Source organism: uncultured Methylobacterium sp., assembly GCF_964244095.1.
Lineage (GTDB): Bacteria > Pseudomonadota > Alphaproteobacteria > Rhizobiales > Beijerinckiaceae > Methylobacterium.
On sequence record NZ_CAXTHR010000024.1, the window covers coordinates 20,325 to 39,735 of the forward strand.

Below are 19,411 nucleotides of genomic sequence, written 5' to 3' on the forward strand. Positions count from 1 at the left end.
CCCGGCGGTCCCCATCCATAGCGGCGGGGTGGACCATCCCCCGTTGCAACGCAAGATGAACGGCGCGGGCGCGCGCCGCGGGCGGCGTGACGGATGCCGCCCGCTGTCAGACCGGCGCCGGCCGCCCGCTCACGATAGACCGCGGAACAGGCCGAGGCCAATCACGCCGACGGCGATCAGGTAGACCGCCACGATGAAGTTCAGCAGCCGCGGCGCGATCAGGATCAGGATGCCGGCCAGGATCGCGATGATCGGCTGCAGGTGCGAGATGGAGATGGTCATGGCGCGGCCCTTCCGCGGCCAAGCCTGGCCGCGCGGGACGACGCGCCCGGCGCCGGAGGGTTCCATGCCGGGTCTCCGGCCGGCTTCGCCTCAGGCGCGCGGCGCGTCTCGGGCTGGGACCGGCCAAGTGGTCGGCCAAGCCGGGACGATCTCGTAGCGGATCGGCTTGAAGGCGTGGTTGTTGGATTGGAGCGCCGAGCAGGCGGTCAGCCCGATCACGAGGTCCTCCATCGCCTCGAACACGATGGTGTCGCCGGCCCGGCTCAGCGGCGGCTCGACCTTCAGGGCGCCGGTCTGCCCGTCCACGGTGACGTTCATGAACACGTTGAAGGCGGTGGGGATGCGGTCCGGCGCGATGCCGAAGGGCGCCAGCGCCGCGGCGAGGTTGCCGAAGCAGCCGCGGTGCGGGTCCGTGTCGCCGTAGATGATGCGGAAGGTGTCGGCCGAGCACGGCGTCAGCAGGAAGTCGTGCCGGCCGACCGTGTCGGCGACGATGCGCAGGAGCACGTTGGAGCGGTTGGAGTAGATCGGATCGCCCGTCGTCAGGTAGATGCGGCTGGCGTAGTCCAGGGTGCGGCCCGAGGAGATCACCTCGTCGAGGTCGTCGCGCCGGAACGCGAGCAGGTCGGCCACCTGCTCGCCCTCCGGGTCGGTCACCGCCAGGAACCGGCCCTTGTCCAGGGTGAAGGCGGTGCCGGAGCGCGGCGGGATGGTGTGCGGATGGCCGCAAGCGTCGCGCGGGGCCTGCGGGTCAGCCATCGTCGCGGCCTCCGGTGCGGCCGCCGAACGGGCAGGTCCAGTCCGCGCCGACCATCCGGCCGCTGTACTGGCGCGCCTCGGAGGTCTCGCCGTGGCGCGACAGCATCGGGTTGACCGAGCCGGCCAGCGCCGCGTCGCGCTTGAGGATGCTGGCGCGCAGCGGCTCGTAGCGCCCCTCGGCGCGCAGGCGCTCGAACTGGTCGTGCAGGTTGAACACCAGCACGGGCGCGGCGAAGCGCCGGGCGGGCCGGCTCGCGCGCGGATGCAGCCCGACGACGAAGAACGCCTCGCCGCCGAAGCTGAGCGAGAAATGCGCGTCCTCCGGGTCGGCCGAGACGCGGCCGTCATAGGCCTGGCCGAGGAACCCGTCCTTGTCCGACAGCGACTGCACCCGCGCCCACAGGCTCGCCTCGAACGCCTCCTCCGAGAGGTCGTCCGGCCCCTCGAACACCACGGCGAAGCTCTGGAACAGGTCCGGCCGCGCCCGGTAGCCGGCGATGAAGGCGAGCAGCGCCGGGTAGATCCGCATGTCGTCCCAGCCCGATGCGATGTCGCGGGCGACCACGATCTTCATCCGGCCCCGCGACAGCGCCGACTTGGCGCCGACGCAGGGGAAGGGCTGCGCGCGGATGAAGGCCCGGAACGCCTCGGCGCTGGGATGCGCCGCGTCGTCGCGCGGCAGGGTAAGCGGAGGCGGCTGCTGGGCCGAGAGGTCGGTGTCGAGCGAAAACCCGCGGTGCGCCGCGTATGACAGCATGGAAACCTGCACAGGCGATGAGAAACAGGGCGCGGGTGCCGATGGGTCAGGCGGAAGCCGCGCCGGGAACGGGGGAACCGGCATCGGGTGCTCCGGTTCCGCGCAAAGGCGGGTTCCGTAGCGATGGGTCGCAGAGGCTTGTGGAGAACCCGCGTTCCGGCGCCGCCGGTCCCGGCCTTCGCGCGCGGCCGGCTTGTCAGGGTCCCCGGCCGTCGGCCTCGACCAGGATCTCGCGCTTGCCCGCGTGGTTGGCGCCGCCGACGATGCCGTCCTGCTCCATCCGCTCCATGATCGAGGCGGCGCGGTTGTAGCCGATCTGCAGGCGGCGCTGGATGTAGCTCGTGGACGCCTTGCGGTCGCGAAGCACCACCTGCACGGCCTGGTCGTAGAGGTCGCCTCCGGCCTCGCCGAACGAGCCCTGGTCGAACACCGCGCCGTCCACTTCGATCTCGTCGGCGCTGCCTGTGTCGGAGCCCTTGCCCTTGGGTGCATCCTCGGCGGCCTCGTCGGCGGTGACGGCGTCGAGGTAGGCCGGCCGGCCCTGGCGCTTCAGGTGCGCGACCACGCTCTCCACCTCCGCATCCGAGCAGAACGGGCCGTGCACGCGCGTCGTGCGCCCGCCGCCGGCCATGAACAGCATGTCGCCCTGGCCGAGCAACTGCTCGGCGCCCATCTCGCCGAGGATCGTGCGGCTGTCGATCTTGCTCGTCACCTGGAAACTGATGCGGGTGGGGAAGTTCGCCTTGATCGTCCCGGTGATCACGTCAACCGAGGGACGCTGCGTCGCCATGATCAGGTGGATGCCGGCGGCGCGTGCCATCTGCGCCAGACGCTGGATCGCGCCCTCGATGTCCTTGCCCGCCACCATCATCAGGTCGGCCATCTCATCGACCACGATCACGATGTAGGGCAGCGCCGACAGGTCCATCTCCTCGTTCTCGTAGACCGCCTCGCCGGTCTGACGGTCGAAACCGGTCTGCACGGTCCGCGTCAGCACCTCGCCGCGCAGGCGCGCCTCCTCCAGCCGGGCGTTGAACCCGTCGATGTTGCGCACGCCGACCTTGGACATCTTCTTGTAGCGTTCCTCCATCTCGCGAACGGCCCACTTCAGGGCGATCACCGCCTTCTTCGGATCGGTGACCACGGGCGAGAGCAGGTGCGGGATGCCGTCGTAGACGCTGAGTTCGAGCATCTTCGGATCGACCATGATCAGCCGGCATTCCTCCGGCTTCATGCGGTAGAGCAGGCTGAGGATCATGGTGTTGATCGCCACCGACTTGCCCGAGCCGGTGGTGCCGGCGACGAGCAGGTGCGGCATGCGGGCGAGGTCGGCGATGATCGGCTCGCCGCCGATGTTCTTGCCTAAGCACAGCGCGAGCGTGTGCTTGGTCTCGACGAAGTCGGCAGACGCCAGCAATTCGCGCAGGTACACGGTCTCGCGCCGCGCGTTCGGCAGTTCGATGCCGATGGCGTTGCGGCCGGGCACCACGGCGACGCGGGCGGAGACGGCCGACATCGAGCGGGCGATGTCGTCGGCGAGCGAGATCACCCGGCTCGACTTGGTGCCCGGCGCCGGCTCCAGCTCGTAGAGCGTCACGACCGGGCCGGGGCGGACCGCGAGGATGTCGCCGCGCACGCCGAAATCGCTGAGCGTCGCCTCGAGCAGGGTCGCGTTCTGCTCCAGCGCGTCGGCCGAGACCAGGCTCGCCTGAGCGGGCGCGCGCGGCTCGGCCAGCAGGTCGAGGGCGGGGTGGCGGTAATCGTCGCGGCGGTGATCGTCCGGACGGATCGCCGGCGCGGGGCGCCGCGCCGGCGCGACCGCGCTGGCCGGGGCCGAGACGCGGGAGGCGGCGGCCTCGACCGGCAAGGGGACGGACATGGTGGGCGGCATGGGGGTCGGCTCCTCGGCCGCGTCGAAATCCGCGTCGTGCACCATGGGCGCCGGGGGGCGGGCCCGGGGCACGGGTGAGGGTTCGCCGGCACGGGCCTCGAAGACCGGCTCGCGGCGCGGCTCGGCCGGGCGTCCGCCGTTGGGCAACTGGCTCGCCCAGGGCAGGTCCGCGTCGGAGAAGGCGCGGCGGGCGGCGAGCGCGGGCGAGGCGCCGGCATAGCTGGGCGCGCCGGCCCCCGACCTCTGCGCCCGCCATGCGTCCCAACGCTCGGCGAGCGCGGTGCGGCCGCGCATCGCCGCCTGGAGCACGGTGCCGAAGCCGACGATGCCGAGGCCCGGCTCGTCGGAGTCGCGCCGTCCGCCGTAGCGGTCGTCGCCACGTCCTCCCCGATCCGCATCCGGATGGACGCGCCGCACGCGGTTCGGGTGCGCCGTCGCGGGCGCCTCGTCGTCCTCTGCCTCGTCGAGGCCGGCCCCGACCCGGCAGGCGCCGGTGAGGCTGAGGATCGCGAGGCCGGCATAGACGAAGCCGACGAGCACGGCCGCCGCCGACGAGATCGCGCCGACGACCGTGCGCGCGGCCGACATCAGCGCGTCGCCCGCGACCCCCCCGAGCCCGGTCGGCAGCGGCCAGCGCGCGGTCAGCGGCAGCGCGCTCGCGACCGCGCTCGCGGCGCAGAAGCCGATGATCCACAGCGCGATGCGCAAGCCCCCGCCCGGCAGGTCGCGCTCGCGCATCAGGCGGACGCCCCAGAGCGCGGGCGGAAGCACGAAGGCGAGCGCCCCGAGGCCGAGGATCTGCATTGCCAGGTCCGAGACCACGGCGCCGGGCCGGCCGAGCGCGTTGTGGGCGGCGTGGTCGGTGGCGTGGTTGAGGCTCGGGTCGTCGATCGACCACGTCGCGAGCGCCACCGTCAGCGCGACCGCCCCGGTGAACAGGACGAGTCCGCCGAGCTCCGTCAGCCTCCGCGCCAGGAACGGGCGCAGGGTGTCGACGAAGGTGTCGTAGTGCGACGCGGGGCGGCGAAGCGAGCGCATGCGGGACCGGACGCGAAAGGAGACTCTGCCCAGGAGGCTAGGACGCTTGCGTTACCGGCCGATTAAGGTTGAGAAAGCCCTCACCGGCGCCGGTCCGCCCTTGCCGGGGCCGGATGGATCGGAAACGGCCGGTCGCGCCGAGCCGGTACGGACGAGCGACGATGCCCGATCTCGACGCGCTGACCGACCTGATCTACGAGGCCGCCGTCTTCCCCGAGATCTGGCCCGACGTGCTCGACCGGATCGCAGCAGCGACCGGTTCCGTCGGCGGCGTAATCCTCGCCCAGGGGCGCTACGGGCTGCAATGGCGCGCGACCGGGGCGGTGCTCACGCACATACCGGAGGTGCTCTCCGGCAGATGGATAGCGATCAACCCGCGGCCGGCCCGCGCGCTCGCCCTCGACCATGCCGGCTTCGTCCACGACCTCGACCTGTTCACCCACGCGGAGATGGATGCCGACCCGTTCTACGGCTTCCTGCGCGCGCGCGGGCTCGGCTGGTGCACCGGCGTCGCCATCCCGACGGTCAGAGACGATTCCATCGTCTTCAGCTGGGAGCGCCCCTACGCGGCTGGGCCGTTCTCCATCGGGAGCGTGCGCGCGCTCGATCCCTTGCGCGCGCACCTCGCCCGCGCCGGGTTGATCGCCGCCCGCCTCGGACTGGCGCGGGCCCGCAGCATCGTCGCGACCCTCGACCTCCTCGGTCTGCCTGCCGCGGTGCTGTCGCCGCGCCACCGGGTGGTGGCCGCCAACGACCTGTTCGCCGGGCTCGTCCCTTCGGTGGCGCAGGACCGGGCCGACCGCGTGCACCTTGCCGACGCCCGCGCGGACCGGCTCCTCCTGTGCGCCCTCGAAGCGCCCGTCCCGGCCGCGCATCCCGAGGCCGTCGCCTCCATCCCGATCGCGGCGCGGGCCGAACGCCGGGCGATGATCGCCCATCTCGTGCCGGTCCGCGGCGCGGCGCGCGACGTGTTCGCGGCGGCCGCGTCCATCCTGGTCGTCGCCGACCTCCGGCAGGGCCGCGCGCTGCCCGCGGACCTGATCCAGGGCTTGTTCGACCTCACACCGGCCGAGGCCAGGGTCGCGCGCGGGCTGATGACCGGGGCCACCGTCGGGACGCTCGCGGATGCGCACGGCGTCGCCCCGGCGACGATCCGCACGCAGTTGAAATCCGTCTTCGCCAAGACCGGGACCTCGCGCCAAGTCGACCTCGTCGCGATGCTGACCGGGGCCGTCGTCGGACCGTAGGTGTCCTGATCCGGGTCTGCGCCGTGAAGTCCCCGCGCGTGACCCGGTTGCGGCCTCTCGCGCCGGAGCCTCCCGCCCTCGGGAGTGATCCACCGACCGGAGCCCGGTCGGCGAAAGCGTTGCGACGAAGACGGGCCGGCCGTCGGCGTTCCTCGTCCCGGATGGTGCAAAACCGTCCCGTTTGTGGCAGACCCGGGCCATGAGGATCGACGGGCAGCCCTACAGAACCATCTTCGCGGGCGCGGACGGCGTCAGCGTCCGGGTGATCGACCAGACCCGCCTGCCCTTCGCCTTCGAGCTGCAGCGGCTGGCCTCCCTCGACGACGCGGCGCGCGCGATCCGCACCATGGTGGTGCGCGGCGCGCCGCTGATCGGCGTCGCCGCGGCTTACGGGCTGGCGTTCGCCATGCGCGCGGACGCCTCGAACGACGGGCTCGACCGGGCCGTGGCGACGCTCTCCGCGACGCGCCCGACGGCGATCAACCTGCGCTGGGCGCTCGACCGGGTCGCGGGCAACCTCCGTCAGGTGCAGGCGCCCGAGCGGTTCTCCCGCGCCTTCGCGGAGGCCGGCCGCATCGCCGAGGAGGACGTCGCGAGCTGCCGCGCCATCGGCAACCACGGCAGCCGGCTCATCGCCGACATCGCGCGCGCGACGGGCCGCACCGTCAACGTGCTGACCCATTGCAACGCCGGCTGGCTCGCCACCGTCGACTGGGGCACGGCGCTGGCGCCGGTCTACGTCGCGCACGAGGCCGGGGTGCCGGTGCACGTCTTCGTCGACGAGACCCGCCCGCGCAACCAGGGCGCGGCGCTGACCGCGTTCGAGCTGAACGGCCACGGCGTGCCCCACACGGTGATCGCCGACAACGCCGGCGGCCACCTGATGCAGCACGGGCGGATCGACCTCTGCCTCGTCGGCTCCGACCGCACGACGGCGTCGGGCGACGTCTGCAACAAGATCGGCACCTACCTGAAGGCGCTCGCGGCCTTCGACAACGGCGTGCCGTTCTACGCAGCATTGCCCTTCTCGACGATCGACTGGACGCTGACCGACGGCGTCGCCGCGATCCCGATCGAGGAGCGCGACGCCCGCGAGGTCACGCACATGACCGGGCGCCTGCCCGACGGCGGGTTCGCCACAGTCGAGGTGGTCTCGCCGGGAAGCCCCGTGGCCAACCCCGCCTTCGACGTGACGCCCGCGCGCCTCGTCACCGGGATCATCACCGAGCGCGGCGTGGCGCGGGCCGACGCGGAGGGGTTGTTCGGCCTCTATCCGGAGCGCCGCCGAGCCGCGTGAGGCGTCCGCGCCTGCCGCAGCGGGCTCATCGGCGAGCCGACGTATGTCGGCTCGCCGTCTTAACCGAAAGGTCCGCGATGTTCCCCAAACCCCTGCCCGCACTGACGCCCAACACGTTCGCGTTCGAGGAGCTGCCGCTCGTCAAGCCCACGGGCTTCCGCGAGTACGACGCCCGCTGGCTGTTTCCCGACGAGATCAACCTGATGGGGGTGCAGGCGCTGGGCTTAGGCATCGGGACGCTCGTGCACGAACGCGGCGTGCGCCCCGACATCGTCACGGGCCACGATTTCCGCGCCTATTCGTCATCGATCAAGCTCGCGCTGATCGCAGGCATGCAGGCGGCGGGCCTGCGGGTGAAGGATGTCGGGCTGGCGCTCTCGCCGATGGCCTATTTCGGCCAGTTCGCCCTCGACTGCCCGTGCGTGGCGATGGTGACGGCGTCCCACAACGACAACGGCTGGACCGGCGTGAAGATGGGCGCCGAGCGGCCGATGACCTTCGGCCCCGAGGAGATGGGCCGGCTGAAGGAGATCGTGCTCGGCGGCACCTACCGCTACCGCGACGGCGGCGCCTACGAGTTCGTGGAGGGTTTCGCCCACACCTACCTCGCCGACCTGAAGAGCCGCGCCAAGCCGATCGCGCGCAAGCTGAAGGTGGTGGCCGCCTGCGGCAACGGCACGGCCGGCGCCTTCGCGCCGAAGCTCTTGGAATCGCTGGGCGTCGAGGTGATCCCGCTCGACGTGACCCCCGACTACACCTTCCCGCGCTACAACCCGAACCCCGAGGACATGGAAATGCTCCATGCCATCGCGGCCAAGGTGAAGGAGACCGGCGCCGACGTGGGGCTGGGCTTCGACGGCGACGGCGACCGCTGCGGCGTGGTCGATAATGAAGGCGCGGAGATCTTCGCCGACAAGATCGGCGTGATGCTGGCGCGCGACCTCGGCAGACTCCATCCGGGCGCGACGTTCGTCGTCGACGTGAAGTCGACCGGCCTGTACATGACCGACCCCGAGCTGCTGAAGGTCGCGGTCAGGACCGATTACTGGAAGACCGGCCACTCCTACATCAAGCGCCGCATGAACGAACTCGGCGCCTTGGCCGGCTTCGAGAAGTCGGGGCACTTCTTCTTCAACGAGCCGATCGGGCGCGGCTACGACGACGGCCTGCTGACCGCCATCGCGGTGATCGAGATGCTCGACCGCAACCCGGGCGCGTCGATGGCCGACCTCTACCGGGCGCTGCCCAAGACCTGGGGCTCGCCGACGATGTCGCCGACTTGCGCCGACGAGGCGAAGTACGGCGTGGTCGAGGCCGTCACCGCGCGCTTCCGGGCGATGCAGGAGGCGGGCGAGCCGATCGCCGGCTCGAAGATCGTCGACCTCGTCACCGTCAACGGGGTGCGCATCACCACCGAGGACGGCACCTGGGGCCTGGTGCGCGCCTCGTCCAACAAGCCGGAACTGGTGGTGGTGATCGAGAGCCCGGCCTCGGAGGCGCGCCTGCACGCGATGTTCCAGGCGGTGGACGCGGTGCTGCGCGAGAACGCCGCCGTCGGTGCCTACAACCAGACGATCTGAGCGCCGCACCCGCCCGACGGCGTCACCGCCCGGCCGGCGCCGAGCCGCCGGTGGCGAGGCTGCGGCGGGTCTCCGCCTGGCTGCTGACGTCGCCGAAATACTTGGTCGAGTCGCCGAGCTGGACCGAGGGCTGGCAGTTCGGCGTGCAGGAGTAGGAGTTCCGCTCGTCGGGGCCGCGCTGCACGACGATCACCGACGCCTGCGAGGCTTCCACCCGGATCATCGTCTCGGCGAGCATCGCGCCGCCGGCATCGAGCGCGATGAGGTTCGTCGCGCCGAAGCTCTTGCCGGTCAGCACCAGCACGCCGTTCTTCTGCAGCGTCACGTCGGCGATGATCGGGTTGCCGACGATCACCGTCTGCGTCCGCTCCGGCAGGCGCATCACCTTGGCGTTGTCCACCACCACGGTGACCACCGGCAGGGTTTCGGCGCGTGCGGCCGGGATCGCCGCCAGGGTCGCCGCGAGGGCGAGGGCGAGGGCGGCTCGCGCAGACGAAGGGGGCGGAGTGCGGCGCATCGGGTTTTCTTCGACTCTCGGTACACTTGAGGGAGAACGCGTCTCGTGCGGCGGCCGGGCGCGCCCGGCCTCGCGGCGGCCTGCGCCGCGCCATCTCCGGGAGCTAGAACGTTTTCCACGATCCTCGGATCGTGGAAAACGTTCTAGCCTCCTTGTGTGGTCGCATTTTCTTCACGTGAGCCGGCGTCCACCTCATTGGAAAATGCTCTAACACCGGATTGGTGAAGGAACCGCTAAACCGGCGCCGGGACGCCTGCGCCAAAGTCCACGAACGCTTTGAGACCGGGCGTTTCTTGGCCTGTTCTTACGCTTCCTTCACCACACCCGGCGTCTCCGGCGGGGACCCCGCTTTCCCCGATCGATTTAACCGAATTGCAAGGCGGAACGGGCATTCTCCGTCTGCCGCCGATCGAAACAACAGATCTTCGACGGTTACCTCGCAAGTCTTTACGACCAAAGGATCGCAACCATGAAGACCATGTTCAAGAAATTCGCTTCGGACGAGTCCGGTGCCACCGCGATCGAGTACGGCATGATCGCCGCCCTGATCTCCGTGGTCATCATTGGCACACTGAGGCTCATCGGTCCCAAGCTGAACAACGCCTTCGTGAACGTCTCGAACCAGATCGGCAACTGAATCATCCGGCCTCGCGCCACCGTCAACGGCGCAGTCAGCGGCATCACCCCGATCTCCGGACATGCTTCCTGCGGAAGCGGTCGCGGGATCGGGGCACGCGGCGGGTAAGGCCCGAATATCTGCGGCGAGCCGGATCATGACGGACCGAATTAATTTCAGGGGGTGAGACGCGGCCGATCCGGCCCTGCATGTCCCGTCTTGGACCAAAGCTGGTTCCGTCCCTGCGGGACCGGCCTCGCTTTGTCCTCCGGCCGTGCTTTGCCGGCCTCGCGCGGGCCGTCGGGTGCCGTTTCACAAGTTGGCGCGCGAACGTAGTTTCTTCACCCGAACCACAGACACCTCGGCTTCACACGGCTCTCGGAGGCGCCCAGAATTATGGCAAGCTTCGGTCTCCTGATCGTCTTCCCGTTCTTCATGGCCTACGCGGCGGCGAGCGACCTGCTGACCATGCTGATCCCGAACCGGATCTCGCTGGCGCTTGCGGCTGGTTTCTGCGTCCTAGCCGCCACCGGCCTGTTCAGCCTGCCCGAGATCGGGATGCACCTGTGCGCCGGCGCCCTCGTGCTCGCCGTCACCTTCACGCTGTTCGCGCTCGGCAAGATCGGCGGCGGCGATGCCAAGCTCGCGGCGGCGACCGCGCTGTGGCTCGGCTTCGACCAGTTGCTCGACTACCTGCTCGTCGCCTCGATCCTCGGCGGCGCCCTGACGCTGGCGATCCTCTTCGCCCGCACCCACCCCCTCCCCGGTGCGGTGGCACGTCTGCCCTTCGCGCTCCGCCTCCACGACGCCAAGACCGGCATCCCCTACGGCATCGCGCTGGCCGCCGCCGCCCTGGTGATCCTGCCCGAGACCCTGATCTGGACCCGGGCGCTCGGCGGCTGACGACCGCCGCGCCGCGCCCGTCGCGAATCCGGGACGGCGCGAGGACGCCGGAGTGACGGCTCCTTAACCCTAATTTGAGGAATCCCGGGCCAGTCTCGCGGGACGGACGGCGCTCCTGCCGTCGCCCTGCCGTGGCCCGACGATGAAACCAGCGCGTCTTGCCGTCCTCGCCATCGCCCTCGTCGCGGGCGGCGGGGCGGCGTTCCTGATGAGCGGCGACCCGCCGCCCGCGCCCGTGGTGGTGCAGGCCGACGCGCCGCCGCCGCCGCCGGTCGCCGAGGTGCTGGTCGCCGCGGCCGAACTGCCGATGGGGCAGGTGCTGCAGCCGGCGGACCTGCGCTGGCAGAAATGGCCCGAGGACACGCTGACGCCGGGCTACATCACCCGCAAGGACGTGCCCAAGGCGCTCGAGGACACTGTCGGCGCGACGGCCCGCTCCGCCTTCCTGCCCGGCGAGCCGATCCGCCCGCAGAAGCTCGTCCGGCCCGACAGCGGCTTCATGGCCGCGATCCTGCCCGCGGGCCAGCGCGCCGTGGCGATCGTCACCGACAGCCGCGGCACCAACTCGGCCGGCGGCTTCATCCTGCCCAACGACCGCGTCGACGTGATCCACACGTATCGCGACGAGGACAGCAAGGCCACGAGCACCGATACCCAGATCGCCAAGATCATCCTGACCGACGTGCGCGTGCTCGCCGTCGGCCAACTGATCCAGGAGAAGAACGGCACCAACGTCGTCACCGGCGAGACCGCGACGCTGGCGCTGACGCCGGCGCAGGCCGAGAAGATCACGCTCGCGCAGAAGGTCGGCGTGCTCTCGCTGGCGCTGCGCAGCCTGGCCGATTCCGGCCGCCCGCCGGAGGCGGAGGCGCCCCCCGAGGAGACGACCCTGACGGTGATGCGCTTCGGCGTCAGCCGGCAGCAGACCCGGTGAGCGCCCCGATGCCCGACACCCTCGACGAGGCGCAGGCGATGACCGACGCTCGACCCGCCCCCGCCCACCCGCCGGGCCGAAGGCCCCGGGTTTCCCCTCGGCCCACCCTTGCCGCCGCGCTGGCTCTGCTCGCCGGGCTCGGGTCCGGCCCGGTGCGGGCGCAGGATCGCGCGGTGCTCGGGCCTCCCCCGGTGCTCGCCGTGGGCCAGGCCGAGGCGACGACCACGCGCAAGATCGAGATGACCGCGGGGCGCTCCGTGATCGTCGACCTGCCGCGCGACGCCAAGGAGGTGTTCGTGGCCAACCCCGCCGTGGCCAACGCGGTGGTGCGCTCGACCCGCAAGGTCTTCGTCATCGGCATGGCGGACGGCGCGACCTCGATCTTCATCCTCGATGCCGAGGGACGCCAGATCGCGGCGCTCGACGTCACCGTGGCGCGCGACCTCAAGCTCGGGACGCTGCGCCAGTTGCTCGGCCAGAGCATCCCCGGCGGCCGCTTCGACGTGCGCGTCACGGGCGACTCGATCCTGCTCACCGGCTCGGTCGGCTCCTCCTCGGAGGCGCAGCAGGCGATCGACATCGCCAACGCCTTCGTCGGCGTGGCGGGCGGCGGCGCCGGGGCCGCCGGCACGACCCGCGGAGCGGTGATCAACAACCTCACCATCCGCAACAAGGACCAAGTGATGCTGCGCGTCACCGTGGTCGAGGTCTCGCGCACGGTGCTGAAGCAGTTCGGGGTCAACGTCAGCGGAAACTGGTCCGGCCTCAACCTCGCCAACACGACGCCGTTCGCGCTGAACGGCGGCCAATTCCCGGACGGGAACCGGCTCGCGGGCACCATCAACGGCACGGGCGGGGCCAGCCTTACGGCGACGCTGCGCGCTTTCGAGCAGGCCGGCGTCTCGCGCGTGCTGGCCGAGCCGACGCTCACGGCGATCTCGGGCGAGGCGGCAAAATTCACGGCAGGCGGCCAAATCCCGGTTCCGTCGAACCTGAGCTGCTCCACGACGGGAACAATCCAGAGCTGTACGCCCGGCATCGCCTTCAAGGAGTACGGCGTCAGCCTGAACTTCACGCCGGTCGTCCTGGCCGAGAACCGCATCTCGGTCCGGGTCGGCACGGAGGTGCTGGAGATCGACCAGCAGAACACCTTGAACATCAACATCGGCGGGCAGAACGCCGCCGTGCCCGGCTTCACCTCGCGCAAGTCCGAGACCACCGTCGAACTCGCCTCCGGCGCCACGATGATGACCGCGGGCCTGATCCAGCAGAGGAGCAAGGCGGCGATCAACGGCCTGCCCGGCCTCGTCAACCTGCCGATCCTCGGCGCCCTGTTCCGCTCGCGCGACTACCAGCGGCAGGAGACCGAGCTGATGATCATGGTCACCCCCTACATCGCCAAGGCGATGGAGCCCCGTCAGGTGACGCGGCCCGACGACGGCTTCGTCGACGCCACCGACGGGCAGGCGATCCTGCTCGGGCAGATCAACCGCCTCTACGGCACTGCCGGCGCCGCACCCCTCGGGCGCGGCTACCGCGGCCGCGTCGGCTTCATCACCGACTGATCCCGCCCGCGCGCCGCGACCGGCGCCGGTCCCGAACCCTCCGCCCCGGCGCCGCCGCGCCCCAGGATCGCAACCGATGACGCTGCCCGGCCGGCCCTCCCGTCCCCCCTCCCGCCCCCGACGGACGCCGGCCCTCGCCGCGGCCGCCCTCGCCGCGGCGCTCGGCGCCTGCCAATCCGACCGCGCCGCGACCGGCTCGATCTACCCGATGGACTACCGCGCCCGCCACCCGATCGTGCTCGCCGACGGCGACCGCAACCTCGACGTGTTCGTCACCGGAACGGGCCATCTCGACCCGCGCCAGGCCGCCGACATCGACGCCTTCCTGCTGGAATACCGCCGCTACGGCCGCGGCGGCCTGCTGGTCGACCTGCCCCGCGGCGTCGCGCCGGGCCTCGGCGCTGGCGTCGAGCGCACCGCGTCCGCGATCCGCCGGCTCGGCGCGGAGAACGGCGTCCCCGCCCGCGCGATCACGGTCGCCGGCTACGCGGTCGCCGACCCCGGCCTCGCGAGCCCGATCCGCCTCAGCTTCCGCCGCATGGAGGCGCGCGTCGCCGACAAATGCGGGCTGTGGCCGCAGGATCTCGGCGAGCGCAGCCCGGCGGCGAACTTCCGCAACGAGCCGGCGTGGAACCTCGGCTGCTCCACCCAGGCGACCTTCGCCGCCCAGGTCGCCGACCCCGTCGATCTCGTGCGCGGCCGTCCCGAGGGCCGCATCGACACGGTCCGGCGCGTCAAGGACATCGGCCAGCTCCGCGACGGCAAGGATCCGTCAACCGCATGGCGGCAGGATGGGAAGACCAGCGTGAAGGGGGCGGTCGAGTAGCGACCGGAACCGCCCGCGCCGGCCCAACGCCGCGCTCCGATCCCCGATCCGGCTCCCGAACCCGAAGGCCCCGTCATGGCGGACCATCCCGAGACATCCGAACGGATGATCGCCCCGGTGCCCCGGATCACGATCCAGGCGTTCTGCGAGACCGCGGACACGGCCGCCATGATCGAGGGCGCAGGCGGAGACCGGCGCATGCAGAAGGCCCATCTCAAGGTGCAGATGGGCGGGGGCGCCGCCGCGGTCGAGGCCTACCGCCACGCGCCGACGCCCAACGTCATCGTCATCGAGACGCAGGGGCCGAAATCCAGGCCGATGGAATGCCTCGACGCGCTCGCCGAGGTCTGCGACGCGGGGACCCGGGTGCTCGTCATCGGGCACGTCAACGACGTGACGCTGTACCGGCAGTTCATCCAGCGCGGCGTCAGCGACTACCTGATGGCCCCGGTCGATCCGCTGACGCTGATCGCCTCGCTCTCCGACCTGTTCGCGGCGCCCGGGGTGAAGCCGGTCGGGCGCACCATCGCGGTCTACGGCGTCAAGGGCGGCATCGGCGCCTCGACGGTCGCCCACAACCTCGCGTGGTCGATCGCCCGCGGGCAGGGCGCGCAGACCGTGATCGCCGACCTCGACATCGCCTTCGGCACCGCCTCGCTCAACTTCAACCAGGACCCGCCGCAGGGCATCGCCGAGGCGGTGTTCGCGCCCGAGCGCCTCGATTCGGCGCTGGTCGAGCGCCTGCTCTCGAAGTGCAGCGACCATCTCAGCCTGCTCTCGGCGCCGGCGAGCCTCGACCGCACCATCGACCTGTCGGAGCCCGCCTTCGACGCGCTGATCGACCACCTGCGCGCGGCGGTGCCGTGCATCGTCCTCGACGTGCCGCACCAGTGGTGCGCGTGGTCGAAGCGCGTGCTCACGGCGGCCGACGAGATCCTGGTCGTCGCCGGCCCCGAGCTCGCCAGCTTGCGCAACGCCAAGAACCTGCTCTCCGCGCTCCAGCACCGCCGCCCCAACGATCGCGCGCCCCGCGTGATCCTCAACGGGGTCGGCGTGCCCAAACGCCCCGAGATCGGCGCGGCGGAGTTCTCCAAGGCGCTGGAAGCGCCGCTCGCCGCCAGCATCCCGTTCGACCCGGCGATCTTCGGCGCGGCGGCCAACAACGGCCAGATGATCGCCGAGGTCGAGGCCAACTCGAAGCCCGCCGAGATCTTCGCCGACCTCGCCGCCGCCATGCTCGGCCGGCCCGAGGTCAAGCGCACCCGCGCCAGCCTGTTCGAGCCGCTGCTCGCCAAGCTGTCGCGCCGGAAGGCGTCCTGATGCCGGCGCCACGCAAGGACGTTTCCGATGTTCGGTAGGAGGCAGACCGCCGCCGCGACGCCGTCCGCGCCGCTGCCGGCGCAGGCGCGCGCGACCGCGCCCGTGCTGGTGCAGGAGAACGCCGCCCCCAAGCGCATGGAGGCGACGCTCGCCTTGCCGGTGCAGGACAACCCGCGCTCGGAGGACTACTACCGCACCAAGAGCATGATCTTCGGCGCGCTGATCGAGGCGATCGACCTCGCCCAGCTCGCGCGCCTCGAAGCCGAGGCGGCGCGCGAGGAGATCCGCGACATCGTCTCGGAGATCATCGGCCTCAAGAACATCGTCCTGTCGATCGCCGAGCAGGAGGAACTGCTCGACGACATCTGCAACGACGTGCTCGGCTACGGCCCGCTGGAGCCCCTGCTCGCCCGCGACGACATCGCCGACATCATGGTCAACGGCGCCAACCGCGCCTTCATCGAGGTGAACGGCAAGATCCAACTCACCAACGTGCGCTTCCGCGACAACCAGCAACTGATGAACATCTGCCAGCGCATCGTCAGCCAGGTCGGGCGGCGCGTCGACGACGCCTCGCCGATCTGCGACGCGCGCCTGCCCGACGGCTCGCGCGTCAACGTCATCGCGCCCCCGCTCGCCATCGACGGGCCGGCGCTCACCATCCGCAAGTTCAAGAAGGACAAGCTCACCCTCGACCAGCTCGTGCGCTTCGGCGCGATCTCGCCGGAGGGCGCCGAGATCCTGAAGATCATCGGGCGCTCGCGCTGCAACGTCGTCATCTCCGGCGGCACCGGCTCGGGCAAGACCACCCTGCTCAACTGCCTCACCGCCTTCATCGAGCACGACGAGCGCATCATCACCTGCGAGGACGCGGCCGAACTCCAGCTCCAGCAGCCGCACGTGGTGCGCCTGGAGACGCGGCCCGCCAACATGGAGGGCCAGGGCCAGGTCACGATGCGCGACCTCGTGAAGAACTGCCTGCGCATGCGGCCCGAGCGGATCATCGTCGGCGAGGTGCGCGGGCCGGAGGCGTTCGACCTGCTCCAGGCGATGAACACCGGCCACGACGGCTCGATGGGAACGCTGCACGCCAACTCGCCGCGCGAGTGCCTGTCGCGCATCGAGTCGATGATCTCGATGGGCGGCTTCACCCTGCCCTCGAAGACCCTGCGCGAGATGATCTGCGGCTCGATCGACGTGGTGGTGCAGGCCACCCGCCTGCGTGACGGCTCGCGCCGCATCACGCACATCACCGAGGTGCTCGGGATGGAGGGCGACGTCATCACCACGCAGGACATCTTCCTGTTCGACATCGTCGGCGAGGACGCCGCCGGCAAGCTGATCGGCCGCCACCGCTCCACCGGCGTCGGGCGGCCGAAGTTCTGGGAGCGGGCGCGCTACTACGGCCTGGAGCGCCAGCTCGGCGCGGCGCTCGACGCCGCCGCCGAGGCGGGGGTCGCCCCGTGAACGGATCGACGATCGCCGCCAACCTGCCGCTCGCCGTCGGCCTCGTCGTCGTGGCCGCGCTGGCGCTCGGCTACGTGTTCCTGATGCCGCTGCTCGCGGGCGAGCGGCGCGCGACGCAGCGCCTCAGGGCGGTCAGCGCCTCCGCCGCGGGCAACGCGATCCGCGGCGCCACGGTCAACCGGCGCGAGCAGGTCGCCAAGACGCTGGGCGAGATCGAGGCCAAGGCCAAGGGTGCCGCCAAGGTCACCCTCGACCTTAAGATCGCGCGCGCCGGCCTGTCCTGGTCGAAGCGCACCTACTGGATCGTCTCCGGCGGCCTCGGGCTCTTCCTCGGCCTCCTGATGCTGACGATCACCGCGAGCCCGTTCGCCGGCCTCGGCGGCGCCTTCGTCGGCGGCCTCGGGGTGCCGATGTTCCTCCTGCGCCACCTGCGCAAGCGCCGCATCGCCCGCTTCACCCGGGAACTGCCGAACGCCGTCGACGTGGTGGTGCGCGGCATCCGCACCGGCATCCCGGTGGGCGACTGCTTCCGCATGGTCTCGCGCGAGGCCGAGGAGCCGGTGCGGTCCGAGTTCCGCATCATCATCGAGACGCAGGCGCTCGGCCTGTCGCTCGGCGAGGCGGTCTCCCGGCTCTACGAGCGGGTGCCGGTGCCGGAGGTGAACTTCTTCTCGATCGTGATCAACATCCAGCAGCAATCGGGCGGCAACCTCTCCGAGGCGCTGAACAACCTGTCGCGGGTGCTGCGCGAGCGCCGCAAGATGGCCGGCAAGATCCAGGCGATGAGCATGGAGGCCAAGTCCTCGGCCGGCATCATCGCCGCCCTGCCCTTCGCGGTCGCCGGCATCACCTCGCTGACCAGCCCCGACTACATCTCGCTGCTGTGGACCACCGACATCGGCCGGCTCGCGCTGCTCGGTTCGGCGGTGTGGATGACGTTCGGCATCCTCACCATCAGGAAGATGATCGCGTTCGATTACTGAACGCCCCCGAATTCCGAACGCGCGCCGCGGATTGCCTCGCCATGATCGACCTCATCGCCCAAAAGGTCTTTGACCCGCGCTTCATGGGCATCGCGCTGACCGCGGTCGCCGCGGCGGCGACCGCCTTCGCCGTGGTCCAGCCCTTCCTCGAGACCGACACCCTGGCCAAGCGGATGAAGCTCGTCAGCGACGAGCGCGAGATCATCCGCCGGCGCGAGCGCGACCGGCTCGCCAACAAGGCGACGCTGCGGATCGAGCCCAAGGCCTACATGAAGCGGATCGTCGAGCGGTTCGACCTGCGCCGCTGGCTCGGCACCGACACCGCCAAGCGCAAGCTGCTGATGGCCGGCCATCGCGGCGCGCAATCGGAGACGACGTTCCTGTTCTTCCGCCTCGTCATGCCCGTGGCGACGACGCTCGGCGCGCTGTTCTACCTGTTCGTGCTGGAGGCGCTCGACGAGCCCTACCTGATGCGGATCGGCATCGTCATCGTCTGCGCATACGGGGGCATCAAGGCGCCGGAACTCTACCTCCTGAACGCGTCCAACAAGCGCAAGGCCGAGATCAGGCGCGCCTGGCCCGACACCCTCGATCTGACGCTGATCTGCGTCGAATCGGGCATGGCGATCGAGCAGGCGTTCCGGAAGGTCAGCACCGAGATCGCGGCGTCCTCCGTGGTGCTCGCCGAGGAACTCGCCCTGATGACCGCCGAGATGTCCTACCTGCCCGACCGCCGCCAGGCCTACGAGAACCTCGCGCTGCGCGTCGGGCTGGAGCCGGTGAAGGCCGTGGTCACCGCGCTGATCCAGGCCGAGCGTTACGGCACGCCGATCGGCCAGGCGCTGCGCGTGCTCTCCCAGGAGAGCCGCGACCAGCGCATGAACGAGGCCGAGAAGAAGGCGGCCTCGCTGCCGCCCAAGCTCACCGTGCCGATGATCCTGTTCTTCCTGCCGGTGCTGTTCGTGGTCATCATCACGCCGGCGATCATCCAGTCGATCCGGTAAGGCCGGACCCGCGCGCCGATCCTTGACAAATCAGGCATCGCGCGCCTATCCACCCTCTACAACGCGCGGCTTCCTCGCAGAAGTCCGCGCGTTTCGCGTTGCGGCCATGATCTGCGACGAACGCATAAGAAGTCGGTCCAGGGCGCATCCCGGAGGCCGTTCGAACCACGAGAGACGAAGATGTTCGCAGTCATCAAGACGGGCGGCAAGCAGTACCGCGTTGCCGAGAACGACACCCTCACCATCGCCACCCTCGAAGGCGAGGCCGGCTCCGCGGTCACCTTCGGCGAGGTGCTGCTGTTTGCCGACGGCGAGGCGACCCAGGTCGGCGCGCCGCTGCTCGAAGGCTTCAGCGTCACGGCCGAGATCGTGAGCCACGGCCGCGACAAGAAGGTGATCGCCTTCAAGAAGCGCCGCCGGCAGAA

General features: G+C 70.8%; 18 protein-coding genes. 13 read left to right on the forward strand and 5 right to left on the reverse strand.

Annotation, left to right across the window (positions count from 1 at the left end):
- Positions 1 to 129: 129 nt before the first annotated feature.
- The 4 genes from ACFE86_RS06120 to ACFE86_RS06135 form a co-directional block, all read right to left on the reverse strand.
- Complete coding sequence (locus ACFE86_RS06120; RefSeq protein WP_375454436.1) at positions 130 to 282, reverse strand: DUF3096 domain-containing protein; 153 nt, start codon at positions 280 to 282, stop codon at positions 130 to 132.
- 90 nt (positions 283 to 372) lie between these two features.
- Positions 373 to 1,041: a DUF1989 domain-containing protein gene (locus ACFE86_RS06125; RefSeq protein ID WP_375454437.1), complete on the reverse strand. Its 669-nt coding sequence runs from the start codon at positions 1,039 to 1,041 to the stop codon at positions 373 to 375.
- Complete coding sequence (gntA, locus tag ACFE86_RS06130; protein WP_375454438.1) at positions 1,034 to 1,798, reverse strand: guanitoxin biosynthesis heme-dependent pre-guanitoxin N-hydroxylase GntA; 765 nt, start codon at positions 1,796 to 1,798, stop codon at positions 1,034 to 1,036. Before gntA ends, ACFE86_RS06125 begins: the two co-directional genes overlap by 8 nt.
- Positions 1,799 to 1,994: 196 nt before the next feature.
- Complete coding sequence (locus tag ACFE86_RS06135) at positions 1,995 to 4,727, reverse strand: DNA translocase FtsK (RefSeq protein WP_375454439.1); 2,733 nt, start codon at positions 4,725 to 4,727, stop codon at positions 1,995 to 1,997.
- Between the two features lie 161 nt (positions 4,728 to 4,888).
- Here ACFE86_RS06135 and ACFE86_RS06140 point away from each other — a divergent pair, with 161 nt between their 5' ends.
- From ACFE86_RS06140 to ACFE86_RS06150, 3 genes are all read left to right on the forward strand, one after another.
- Positions 4,889 to 5,974 carry a helix-turn-helix transcriptional regulator gene (locus ACFE86_RS06140; protein ID WP_375454440.1) on the forward strand — a complete coding sequence of 362 codons (1,086 nt, stop codon included), beginning with the start codon at positions 4,889 to 4,891 and terminating at the stop codon, positions 5,972 to 5,974.
- A gap of 199 nt (positions 5,975 to 6,173) precedes the next feature.
- On the forward strand, positions 6,174 to 7,271 hold the full coding sequence (gene mtnA / locus ACFE86_RS06145; protein WP_375454441.1) for an S-methyl-5-thioribose-1-phosphate isomerase: 1,098 nt from the start codon (positions 6,174 to 6,176) through the stop codon (positions 7,269 to 7,271).
- Between the two features lie 77 nt (positions 7,272 to 7,348).
- Positions 7,349 to 8,851: a phosphomannomutase/phosphoglucomutase gene (locus ACFE86_RS06150; protein ID WP_375454442.1), complete on the forward strand. Its 1,503-nt coding sequence runs from the start codon at positions 7,349 to 7,351 to the stop codon at positions 8,849 to 8,851.
- A 22-nt stretch (positions 8,852 to 8,873) separates the two neighbouring features.
- Here ACFE86_RS06150 and ACFE86_RS06155 read toward each other — a convergent pair whose 3' ends face one another.
- The gene (locus ACFE86_RS06155; RefSeq protein ID WP_375454443.1) at positions 8,874 to 9,368 is read right to left on the reverse strand and encodes a pilus assembly protein N-terminal domain-containing protein; all 495 of its coding nucleotides are present in this window, start codon (positions 9,366 to 9,368) and stop codon (positions 8,874 to 8,876) included.
- Between the two features lie 469 nt (positions 9,369 to 9,837).
- On the opposite strand from ACFE86_RS06155, the gene ACFE86_RS06160 reads away from it, so the two are divergent.
- From ACFE86_RS06160 to rplU, 10 genes are all read left to right on the forward strand, one after another.
- Positions 9,838 to 10,005, forward strand: a complete 168-nt coding sequence (locus ACFE86_RS06160) for a Flp family type IVb pilin (protein WP_375454444.1) — start codon at positions 9,838 to 9,840, stop codon at positions 10,003 to 10,005.
- Positions 10,006 to 10,380: 375 nt separating this feature from the next.
- Positions 10,381 to 10,887 carry a prepilin peptidase gene (locus ACFE86_RS06165; RefSeq protein ID WP_375454445.1) on the forward strand — a complete coding sequence of 169 codons (507 nt, stop codon included), beginning with the start codon at positions 10,381 to 10,383 and terminating at the stop codon, positions 10,885 to 10,887.
- Between the two features lie 142 nt (positions 10,888 to 11,029).
- Positions 11,030 to 11,821 carry a Flp pilus assembly protein CpaB gene (cpaB, locus tag ACFE86_RS06170; RefSeq protein WP_375454446.1) on the forward strand — a complete coding sequence of 264 codons (792 nt, stop codon included), beginning with the start codon at positions 11,030 to 11,032 and terminating at the stop codon, positions 11,819 to 11,821.
- Positions 11,822 to 11,829: 8 nt separating this feature from the next.
- Complete coding sequence (locus tag ACFE86_RS06175) at positions 11,830 to 13,386, forward strand: type II and III secretion system protein family protein (protein WP_375454447.1); 1,557 nt, start codon at positions 11,830 to 11,832, stop codon at positions 13,384 to 13,386.
- A 76-nt stretch (positions 13,387 to 13,462) separates the two neighbouring features.
- Positions 13,463 to 14,212 carry a CpaD family pilus assembly protein gene (locus ACFE86_RS06180; RefSeq protein WP_375454448.1) on the forward strand — a complete coding sequence of 250 codons (750 nt, stop codon included), beginning with the start codon at positions 13,463 to 13,465 and terminating at the stop codon, positions 14,210 to 14,212.
- A 75-nt stretch (positions 14,213 to 14,287) separates the two neighbouring features.
- On the forward strand, positions 14,288 to 15,532 hold the full coding sequence (locus tag ACFE86_RS06185) for a CpaE family protein (protein ID WP_375454449.1): 1,245 nt from the start codon (positions 14,288 to 14,290) through the stop codon (positions 15,530 to 15,532).
- Positions 15,533 to 15,559: 27 nt separating this feature from the next.
- Positions 15,560 to 16,999: a CpaF family protein gene (locus tag ACFE86_RS06190; protein ID WP_375454450.1), complete on the forward strand. Its 1,440-nt coding sequence runs from the start codon at positions 15,560 to 15,562 to the stop codon at positions 16,997 to 16,999.
- Positions 16,996 to 17,982 (forward strand): type II secretion system F family protein, encoded by a 987-nt coding sequence (locus tag ACFE86_RS06195; protein WP_375454451.1) that lies wholly within the window; start codon positions 16,996 to 16,998, stop codon positions 17,980 to 17,982. The genes ACFE86_RS06190 and ACFE86_RS06195 overlap by 4 nt, the downstream gene beginning before the upstream one ends.
- A 41-nt stretch (positions 17,983 to 18,023) precedes the next feature.
- On the forward strand, positions 18,024 to 18,986 hold the full coding sequence (locus tag ACFE86_RS06200) for a type II secretion system F family protein (protein ID WP_375454452.1): 963 nt from the start codon (positions 18,024 to 18,026) through the stop codon (positions 18,984 to 18,986).
- A 180-nt stretch (positions 18,987 to 19,166) separates the two neighbouring features.
- The coding region (rplU, locus tag ACFE86_RS06205) for a 50S ribosomal protein L21 (RefSeq protein WP_375454453.1) at positions 19,167 to 19,411 on the forward strand (245 nt) is incomplete at its 3' end.